The 9,064-nt window shown below is 67.6% G+C and carries 8 protein-coding genes; all 8 read right to left on the bottom strand.

What is annotated here, in order from left to right; genetic code table 11:
* Positions 1-28: 28 nt before the first annotated feature.
* The 8 genes from ACI2L1_RS44555 to ACI2L1_RS44590 all read right to left on the bottom strand — a co-directional run bounded on the left by ACI2L1_RS44555 (position 29) and on the right by ACI2L1_RS44590 (position 8,990).
* Complete coding sequence (locus ACI2L1_RS44555; protein ID WP_404745204.1) at positions 29-496, bottom strand: integrase; 468 nt, start codon at positions 494-496, stop codon at positions 29-31.
* Complete coding sequence (locus ACI2L1_RS44560; RefSeq protein ID WP_404745205.1) at positions 489-1,067, bottom strand: hypothetical protein; 579 nt, start codon at positions 1,065-1,067, stop codon at positions 489-491. Before ACI2L1_RS44560 ends, ACI2L1_RS44555 begins: the two co-directional genes overlap by 8 nt.
* Before the next feature lie 26 nt (positions 1,068-1,093).
* Complete coding sequence (locus ACI2L1_RS44565; RefSeq protein WP_404745206.1) at positions 1,094-1,747, bottom strand: hypothetical protein; 654 nt, start codon at positions 1,745-1,747, stop codon at positions 1,094-1,096.
* Positions 1,744-4,164: a site-specific integrase gene (locus tag ACI2L1_RS44570; RefSeq protein WP_404745207.1), complete on the bottom strand. Its 2,421-nt coding sequence runs from the start codon at positions 4,162-4,164 to the stop codon at positions 1,744-1,746. The genes ACI2L1_RS44565 and ACI2L1_RS44570 overlap by 4 nt, the downstream gene beginning before the upstream one ends.
* Complete coding sequence (locus ACI2L1_RS44575) at positions 4,161-4,505, bottom strand: helix-turn-helix domain-containing protein (RefSeq protein WP_404745211.1); 345 nt, start codon at positions 4,503-4,505, stop codon at positions 4,161-4,163. The genes ACI2L1_RS44570 and ACI2L1_RS44575 overlap by 4 nt, the downstream gene beginning before the upstream one ends.
* A 17-nt stretch (positions 4,506-4,522) precedes the next feature.
* Positions 4,523-5,626 carry a tyrosine-type recombinase/integrase gene (locus tag ACI2L1_RS44580; protein ID WP_404745208.1) on the bottom strand — a complete coding sequence of 368 codons (1,104 nt, stop codon included), beginning with the start codon at positions 5,624-5,626 and terminating at the stop codon, positions 4,523-4,525.
* A 65-nt stretch (positions 5,627-5,691) separates the two neighbouring features.
* Positions 5,692-7,788 carry a tyrosine-type recombinase/integrase gene (locus tag ACI2L1_RS44585; RefSeq protein ID WP_404745209.1) on the bottom strand — a complete coding sequence of 699 codons (2,097 nt, stop codon included), beginning with the start codon at positions 7,786-7,788 and terminating at the stop codon, positions 5,692-5,694.
* On the bottom strand, positions 7,785-8,990 hold the full coding sequence (locus ACI2L1_RS44590; protein WP_404745210.1) for a tyrosine-type recombinase/integrase: 1,206 nt from the start codon (positions 8,988-8,990) through the stop codon (positions 7,785-7,787). Before ACI2L1_RS44590 ends, ACI2L1_RS44585 begins: the two co-directional genes overlap by 4 nt.
* Between the last annotated feature and the right edge of the window lie 74 nt (positions 8,991-9,064).

Raw genomic sequence — 9,064 nt, forward strand, 5'->3', positions numbered from 1 at the left:
ATTCTCTGAACTTGTGATCTTGGTCTGTTCAGGGGGTCCGTGGGGACGGGATTCCGAGGTCGACAGCGCGGCGTGACCGGTGGTCGATCTGGTTGAGCTTGTCGTTGGCGCCGGCGAGGCTGATCTGGAGTCCTTCGACCTCGCCGAGCCAGCCCTCGCGTTGTGCCTCGTCGATGCGGGCGAGGAGGTTGTCGCGGATCTCTTCGATCCGGGTGCGTTGAGCGGGGTCGGGCCAGTGCACCGGACAACGTAGGCAAGCGTGCTCGTGGATGCAGGGGGTGGAGTAGGCCCGGCCGCAGAGGCCGGTGGAGACCTTGCGGCGCTCGAAGTGTCCGAGGAATTCCTCCCATTCCTCGTCGGTGGGCGCCCGGTATTCCTCGGTGGGGCGGTCGCTGCGGCGTCGGGCGAGGAATGCAAGATGAGCTTGGATGGCCTCGTCCGGATAGACGGCTAATGGTGGAGTCGGGTATTGGAACTGTCCGAATGCCTCAGCCATGGCGGACCCATGAGGTGAACTCGTCGGCGAGGCCGGGCGGGTTGGCGGTCTCGGTCTGCCGGGCGATCGCCTCGTAGTACTCCAGCTCGTGGACGATCACCGGCACGGTTCGGCCGACAGATCTTTCGATGACGCCGGTCGTATGGAGGGTTCGGGCGAGCTGGCAGCAGGTCTGGCTGAAGCGGGCCGCGATCTGCGCGGCGAGTGGCCCGATGACTGAATCCCAGTCGGCGAGGTCGGTCGGCTCCTCGTACCAAAATCCAAGTTCGGTGATCCACCCCTGGCGAGCGATGGCGCCGCCGGGGTCGCTGGTCAGGTCGCCGACCACAGTCAGCTCGTTCTGGATCCAGAAGGCGTAGTTCCAGCGGGCTTCTGCTTGGTCAGAGGCGTCCTGGATGTTGCGTCGAGCCTGAGCTTCAGTGTTGTAGCCGACCGTCAGGGTCGGCTGACGGGGGTCGTCGTCCTCGTTGTCGATGAGGAAGGAGAAGGCGTAGATGTCGCTGGCATCGGCGGCCGGGATGGATACGAGGGCCCTTTCAACGAGGTGCTGAAGGTGATCGTTGAACGTCATGGTCGGCGGGGTCCTGTCGCTTGGGGTCATGAGTCCCACTGGTCGCAGTACTCGATGTGGATCTCGCGCGCGTCGCCGAGAATGCCGTCGTTGGAGTGGAGTTCGGTGCAGAAGTGCGGATAGCTCGGATGGACGGGGACGTATCCGGGGCCGTTCCGGGCGACGTCGAGGAAGTGCCGGGCGGTTTCCCTGAACACCTTCGCGCTGCCGGTCATGAACAGGGTCTCGGCGTGGAGATGCTGGTGAAACAGGTCCCGGTTCTCCCGGTAGTGCCGTGCCTCGTGATCAATCACGGCTTCGCCGGTGTGTCCTGGGCCGGGCAGCGTCACCGTCTGCGGACGCCCTGGGCCGAGTCGCCCGCGCACTTCCTTCCAGCGTGAGGGCGCGAACTGGAGCGAGTGGTGCAGCAGCACGAGATCAAGCTGTCGCGTGCCCTCTTCTGGCAGCTCGCGGGAGGGGCCACGATTCCCACGCATCGGCAGGTGGACCAGTGAGCGCGGTGAAGAGGCGGCAAGCGTCCATAGCCCGCCGATTCGCTGCGCGGCATCCTGATCGAGGTAGGCGTCCAGGTGCCGATCATGGTCGATGAGCACTGCGTGGACCAGAGGCCGGGCTGGTCGGATGACCTTGAACTCCATGGATCCGAGCCGTGCTTGGTGGATGGTGATCGGTAGCTTCATTGGTTCTCCGGGACACGGCGGCTGACATCGGCGGCGTAGGCGGCCCAGTCCCCAGCGGATGCCTTCTGCCATTGGACGGCGACTTGGATGTGGATGCCGAGCATCCGGGCGAGGATGGCGGCGGGCAGTTCGGCGGCGAGGGTGAACAGGGCTGTTGAGCGGTCCTGTTGGGGCCGAATGCCGATCTTGTGCAGCCGCAGACCGACCTGGCTGTCGCTGAGTGGATGCCCTGGTTGTCCGCCGGGGAAGAGCCAAGGGACGTCGTCCGGAGTGCCGATCTTGGCTTTGCCGCGTCGGGTCGCGACGAGCTCGCGGACCAAGGCACCAAGCGGCATCGGAAGGATGACGGGCGAAGCTCCGAAGGTGATCGCGACGGTCTCGCCAGTGAAGTCGACGTCTTCGACGGTGAGTTGACTGATGGTGGAGATCTTCTGCGCGTAAAGGGTCAGCAGCAGCCCAGCGACTCGGTCGGCGGTGGGCAGCGTGTCCTTGTTGAGGAGGCGTCGTGCGTCCGCCCAGCGTTTCTCGCTGTCGATGGTGCCCTGTGGGCCGGTCCAGCGGACGGCGCCGCAGGTGAGGCCGTGGGCATGGCGATGCTGTACGGACCAGCGGACGAAGTGGCCGGTCTCGTCGCGGTAGCGGAAGGCGGGATCGGTCATCCAGCGTTCCAGGTCGGCTTGTGTGCAGACGCCCAGGGTGAGACCTTCGCCGGCGAGCCAGGTGAGGAAGTTGACGGCGGCGTTGACGTGGCAGCGCACGTTCATGTCCTGGAGTTGGCTGGTGTGCTGGTCGCCAAGGCGGCGGCGGAGCCGGCGCAGGTGGTGCCAGACCGCGTAACCGTGCAGGATCCGGCGTTCGGCGAGGTCTGTGCGAGCCTGGACGGTTGTGGTGATCCATTTCTCCAGGGCGACGAGTCGTTCGTCGCGCGGCGGCAGGACGCCTGTCGCGACGAGGACGCTGCGAAGGTGAGCGAGCACCTTTCCCGACGGGAAGTCGTCGAGGCTGTCGTGGGTGACGGGACGCTCGTCGCGGCCTATGCGTTCCAGCAGGTCACGGACCTGCGATCGGGAAATCCAAGCCAGGGCGGTGTCCGGCCGCTCGGCGCTCGTCAGTGCTTCGTGGAACGGCGCGAGCTCGGGGGCGATGGCCTCCTCGTCGCTGGCGCCGAGGAGGCGGCGGAGCTGCTGGTCGAGGACGCATCGCTGGCAGGGGCGGGAGCCGAGCTGCCAGGTGGTCGCGCAGGTGGGGCACCGGCCCCAGAAGTCGGGGTCGGGGTTGGTGCACTTCGCGCACAACGGTTCCTCCCAGGTTCCGCCGCGGACTTGGGCAACTGTGCCGCAGCTGCAGCAGGTCGCCCAGCGCTGCTGGCAGCGTTCGCACCAGGGCTGCCCGGTGGCCCGGGAGATCTCGCAACGGGCGGTGCGGCCGCAGAGACCGCAATCCCTGACCATCTTCGGCACGCAACTCGGGCAGCGGACGCCGTCGTCGAGCCGGACTGCAACAGGCTGACGGCGCCCGCAGCCGACGCAGACCTCCAGGTTGGCCGGGTCGCGGATCAGGCAGGTAGGACACAGCGGCTGACCGGCAGCGTCCCGGGTGGCAGGTTCACGGACCGCACCGCAACGGGTGCAGGGGACGGCCGCGTGTCGAGCGAAGCAGGCCCGGCAGACCCGCTTCCCGTCCAGGAGCTTCGACAGCGCCTTTACCCCGTGACAGCGCGCGCAGGCTGGCCTGACCACGGTGGTGGTGGCGCCGCTGGCGACGAGTTCGCCGATGAATCGCAGCACCGCCGGAGTGGGGGCCTCGTGGCCGACGCTGGTCAGCAGTTCAGGGCGGGCGATCACCGCCCAAGCCAGTCGACGCTGTCCGGCCAGCCGTTTCGTGGATCGTTCTAGAGCGGTCCGGATCGTGTCCGCATCGAGTGCGGGGTCGATGCCGGTGATCAGGCGGGTGAGTTCCTTGACCGGATCGCCGTCGGTGTCAGGGCACTTCGCGCATCGGGGCCGGCCGTGCCGGTCTCGGCTGACGACTCGTCGCTGCTGGTGGCAGCCCGCGCAGACCGCGGACTTATCAAAGCAAGGTGAGCATCCCCATCGGCCGCCCGAGCGGCTGCCGACGTAGGGGCGAGGGCGCCCGCACTCCCCGCAGTGGGGCAGGGCGGTGTCCTGGGCGCCAGCCTCGCGTAGGGCCATCAGCAGCTTGGCGACGCGGAACGGCGCCGGTGGCCTGCCAGTCCGCAACAGCGCGGGGTTGTCGTGCAGGGCCTGGGCGAGGTTGCGGCGGCCGGCTCGTGTGCGTACGAGTGTGCAGACGATGTCACGGATACGGGCCGTATCCAGGTGCGTTTCGACCTTGCTGACCAGCCGCACCACCAGGCCGACCGGGTCCGTCAGGACTTCCTCGGCCAGTTCGGTCACCGGTCGACCCCAGTGATCCGGGCCCGCCGAGGCCGCAGATCACCGACCCCCTCGGAGACCGCGGTCCCGCCCGCGACGGCCTTCTTCGGCTTCGCCGCGGCACCGGCCCCGGTGACGGGCTCGATGAGGTCATCCATGGTGCAGTCCAGGATGTCCAGCAGGGCCATGAGGATCTTCAGGCTGAGTCGCTCTGGTCGCTCGACGACGAGCCGGTAGACCTGGCTCGTGGACAACGTAATGCCGCGTTCCTTCAACGGCGGGAGGAGGTCGGTGGTGGAGAACATCCCGCGATCCGCCATCACCTTGCGCAGATGCCAGTGGTAGTCGAGCTTGGCGGCCATCATCGGGTCCTTCCTCGTCAGACGCCGGCGAACGCCGGGGCCAGAGCCTTGCTCAAGGCAGTGTTCATGAAGTCGTCGCTGACGTGCGTGTAGATGGCCGTGGAGCTGTCACAGTCGTGGCCGACTTGCTGCTGGATAAAACGACGGTCGACCCCGTCCTCGGTGAGATGCGTGACGTACGAATGTCTGATTGAGTGCGGAACTAGATCTTTTGAGAGGTTTAGAGCATCCCGATATGCCTCGAACCGGTCGTTAATGGAACCGGGCTGGAGGCGTCCGCCGCGTTCGGTGACCCATAGGGCCTGATGATCGGGGAATCCGAAGCGCGGCCGCACGTTCTCGACATAGTCGGTGACCGCCTCAACAGCCCAGTCCATCACCGACAGCACGTTCCGCCGCCGTGGCGGTTGGCCCTTCTTCGCCTTGCCGTAGCGGACGTTGAGTGTGCCGTACCGGCCGAACTGCGGAGCCTTCGGATTGCGTCCGAAGTCGATGACGTCCAGCTTGGACGTCTCGGTCCGGCGAAGCCCCCACCCGTAGATGACCTTGAAGAGGGTGGCGTCGCGGTAGGCGGCGAGGGCTCCCTTGCGTTTGGACTTCACGGCGCGTGCGACTTGGTCGTCGGCGTAGTCGAGGAAGCGCTGTAGTTCTTCGCGGGTGAACGGCCTCGCTTCCGGGTCTCCCTCGTAATCCTGCAGGTGAGGGATGGTGTTCCACTCATGAGCAATCGCCACGGGGTGGGTGCCGAAGGCTTCGTCGCAGGCAGGTCCCCAGCCGTAGCGGGCGTCGATAAGAAACTCGGTGAAAAGCCGGACGTCGCCCTGGTAGCTGCGGATCGTCGACGGCGCCAGATGTTTCTCGCCCGTCAACGAGGCCGACCACTCGTCCAAGTGGGCCGGCGACCACTGCCACGGGTACTCGTTCGCATAGTCAAGGAACCGGCGGACCAGCCGCATCCGCGGCTCGATCGTCTCGTCCTTCAGCCCTCGCGACTTCTGCTGAGCCCTCCAGCCCCGCAGCATCGCGTCGAACATTGCGTCCTCCGGACGCAGTTGGACCACGCCGGAGACGAGCTCCATGTGAGCCGCCCCGGCCAGGGCCACCTTCTGCTGATGCACCACTCCAGACCGTCCCTTCTGGAGGGCAGATCATGCATCAGGCGGGATCCATCTGGCAACATGCCTGCTCAGGCCGTTAGTTCGTAGTAGCGTTGGAGTTCGCCAGCCCATCGGCCTGAGCTCGCGACCTGCGGATTCTCGCCCATCTGATGCAATTCCCGAGGGTCCTTGTAGCCCAGGGTGACGTTGATGTCCCGGTGTCCGGCGATCACTTGGGCGATGTGTGGAGGCAGGCCGTTCATGACGGCGTCGGTGATGAACAGCCTGCGGAAGTCGTGGGGCGTGTAGTTGAGCGGGCGGCCGTCGGCGGGGTCGACCAGGCCAGTGTCGGCCAGGGCGGACTTGAGCATCTTGCGGACAGTGCCGTGACTGATGGCGCGACGCTCGGTGCGGAAGCGGCGCTGGAACAGCAGCGGGGCCGGCGGCATCCACATGCACTCGTGCCAGTCGTAGGCGGGGACCATCGGGACCGGGCCGGAGGGCTGCCGGATCCTGCTGATGATCGTGGACAACACCTCGGCCAGTTCGGGGCTGACCACGAGGAGTCGTTCCGCGTCGGTCTTGGAGGGGGCGATCTGCAGCAGTGGCACGATCTCGCCGGTGGTCGGCAGCCGGTATTGCACCAGGCTGTGGTGGCTGATCTCCAGGAGTTCCTCGATGCGGACGCCGGTGAGGCGGAGGACTTCCACCGCGGCCCAGGCCCAGAACGCGTACTCCTCTTCCTGGACGAGATCCCGCCGCTTGCCGCTCGTCAGATCCTCGGCCCAGATCTTGTCCGCGGAGGTGCCCGGTCGTAGGAGGGGCCGGATCAGCGTCTGACCGCCGGCGGTGAAGGTGGTCCCCGGCTCCGTCTGCCAGGCCGCCCGGAGAAGGGCCTCGGCCGTCCGGCGGCGATGGTCGACCGTGCGGACGAGCACGGGCAGGACCGGCAGTCGCTCGCGGGTGCGGGCGTCCATGCGGGCCTTGAGCTGTCGCTTGTGCTTGCGCCGTCCGGTGTCCTCGCGGCCGACGGGACACGGGGCGACCCAATGAGCCCACCGCCCGGGATCCTCGATCGCCCACTGGGACAAGTCCAGATAGAAGGAGCGCACCTTGGCCAGACACTCACGGAAGCTGATCCGGGGAACCGTGGCCATGAACGTTGCGCCGTCGGGCCCGGTGACCGTCTCCGGCCGGGACGTCAGGCGCTGCCGCCAGGCGGTAGCGACGTCGGCCGGCAGGTGCAGTGTGTCGATGCCGGGATGATGGAGTTCGAGATCCCTCCAGAATCGGCAGCCGAGGAAGTAGGCGAGGCCACGCAGGCTGTTGTAGTCCAGCGCGGGCTGGCGTTCTCGCAGGTAGTCCACGAGGAGGTCCCGGATGGGACGGCACTCGATCCGGTAGCGGTCGATCAGCTCCTCCGGGGTCTGCTGTCCGCCCGTGCGCAACTCGCGCCAGCCCGTGGGGGATTCGGGACCGAAGATCTCCAGCTCCCGCAGCACGCTGTAGAAGACGGGAAGGTCCTTTGGCCACGACGTGCGCACGGCCGTCTCAGTCTCGGCAAGTTCGAGGACGTCGCCCAGCATGATGTCGCCGACCGTGCCGCCCTTCGCCGCCAGGAGCACCGCGACGCGCTGCAAGACCAGCCGGCGGGACGGTGCCGACAGATCGGCGCGGCCATCGCAGTGCGCCTGAAGTCGGGCGAACCCGTCGCGGTCGCGGACGAGAGCGAGGCCAGGTGCAAGGTCCCCTTTCAGGGAGGGCACCGACACCAGCCACTCCAACGAGGGGCGAAGGACGTCGGCGCAGATCAGGACCTTCATGCCGTTGGACAGCTCGGACGGCAGCCAGCTCGAGCGGCGACCGCGGTGGTTGAGCCAGTGCAGCGGCGCCCGCCGCCACTGGGCGCCCAGTGACTCGGCGCCGCTGGCCAGCCACCGCTGCTGCCAGGAGGCACCGGGGAAGTCCTCCAGCCAGTCCAGCAGGTGGGCCAGGCCGCGGACCCGTTTGGCTTGGACCACGGGGTTCGCGAGGACGAACGGCGTGCCGGTCGTGTGCTGCCAAACCGCGGCCCGCCTCAGCCGGGTGGCAGCCCAGTCGTTGGGGACGGTCCTCGCGGGGAACCGGTCGCGCGGCAGCTTCAGGGCCGCCGCCGTGCTCACCGCCTTCAGCGTCGCGGTGGTCATGGCCGACCGCCGAACAGGACGCTGAGGGTCTCGGCGCGGTAGCCCGCGGCGGGTTCCGGGGCGGTCCGTGCTGCGGCCTGCCGGGTCTGCTCGGCATGGTGGGCCAGGACCCGGCGGATCACCTCCTCTTTCCGAGGGGTGAGGTAGATCTGCGTGGTAGTCAACTGCACGTGTCCGAGGACGAATTGGACATCAGTGAGCGGCAGTCTGGGGTCCTCGGCCATCCGGTAGGCCGCAGTATGCCGCAGCGCGTGCAGCGTCGCCGAGGTTCCGGCGAGCGCGTTGACCCGCTCGAACATCCGGTGAGTCGCGTGGTAGGTCAGCGGGCGCGACGGGGCGCGAAGCGTCCACCACAGAGGCAGCCGTCGCCCGCGAGGGATCGCGTCCTCCATCTCCAACTGGTAGAGCCGCAGCCAGACGAATGCGTCCGTCGAGGCCGGAAGCTCCTGCACCTCCCGGGTGCCCTTGCGGACCACCGCGATCAGCTGACGCCCCGGGTCGGCGCCGCCCTGCGTGGCCGACAAGAGCTCGCTGGCGCGGGCACCGGTGGAGACGTAGAAGGCGACCAGGGCCCGGTCGCGGTGGGAGGGCAGCCTTGCGAAAATCTCGTTGAACTCGTCATCCGGGACGCTGCGGGGCACCCGCTCGGGCATCGTCGGGCGATAGAGCCCGGCGCGTTCATTGGCGTGCGGCTCCATCGGGTTGTGATGCGCATGGGCACGGCCTCCGCGGCGAGACCGGTGCAGCGGGAAGGGATTGAGGATCGGCCCCGTACCCGCGTCGACGTGGAAGTCGTAGAAGGCCCGCAGGACCGTCTCGCTGTGTGCGCGGACCGACGCCGCGTACGGCTTTCCACCCGTGGTCCACACCCCGGCGGACGACGTGCGCCAGTGCGGACGCGTCGGCTGTCCGGCAACCAGCAGCCACCGGGAGAAGTCCCGGGCCTCAAGGCGCGTAGCCCGCTCCCACGAGACCTCGACGGCCCACAGGAACCGGAACCAGCGCAGCAGGTCCATCCCGTACGACCGCGCTGTCACGGATGGCCTGCCGGCCCCTTGGAGGTCCTGCAGATAAGCGGCGACACCACCGACCGGCGCCCCGGACGGATCGAGGAGCCGGTACGGCTCCCACGGATCATCCGTGGCTACCAACTCGCCGGCGAGGGGCACGACCAGGGACGCCAGGTCTCTCGAGGTCTCCACGGACAGACCAACGAAGAATCCGCAATCAGGTCACTGAACTGGGAAAACACTTCGGGTAGTTCAGTCAACAGGTA

The organism is Streptomyces sp. NPDC019531 (assembly GCF_044903305.1).
In the GTDB taxonomy this organism is placed as follows: Bacteria; Actinomycetota; Actinomycetes; order Streptomycetales; family Streptomycetaceae; genus Streptomyces.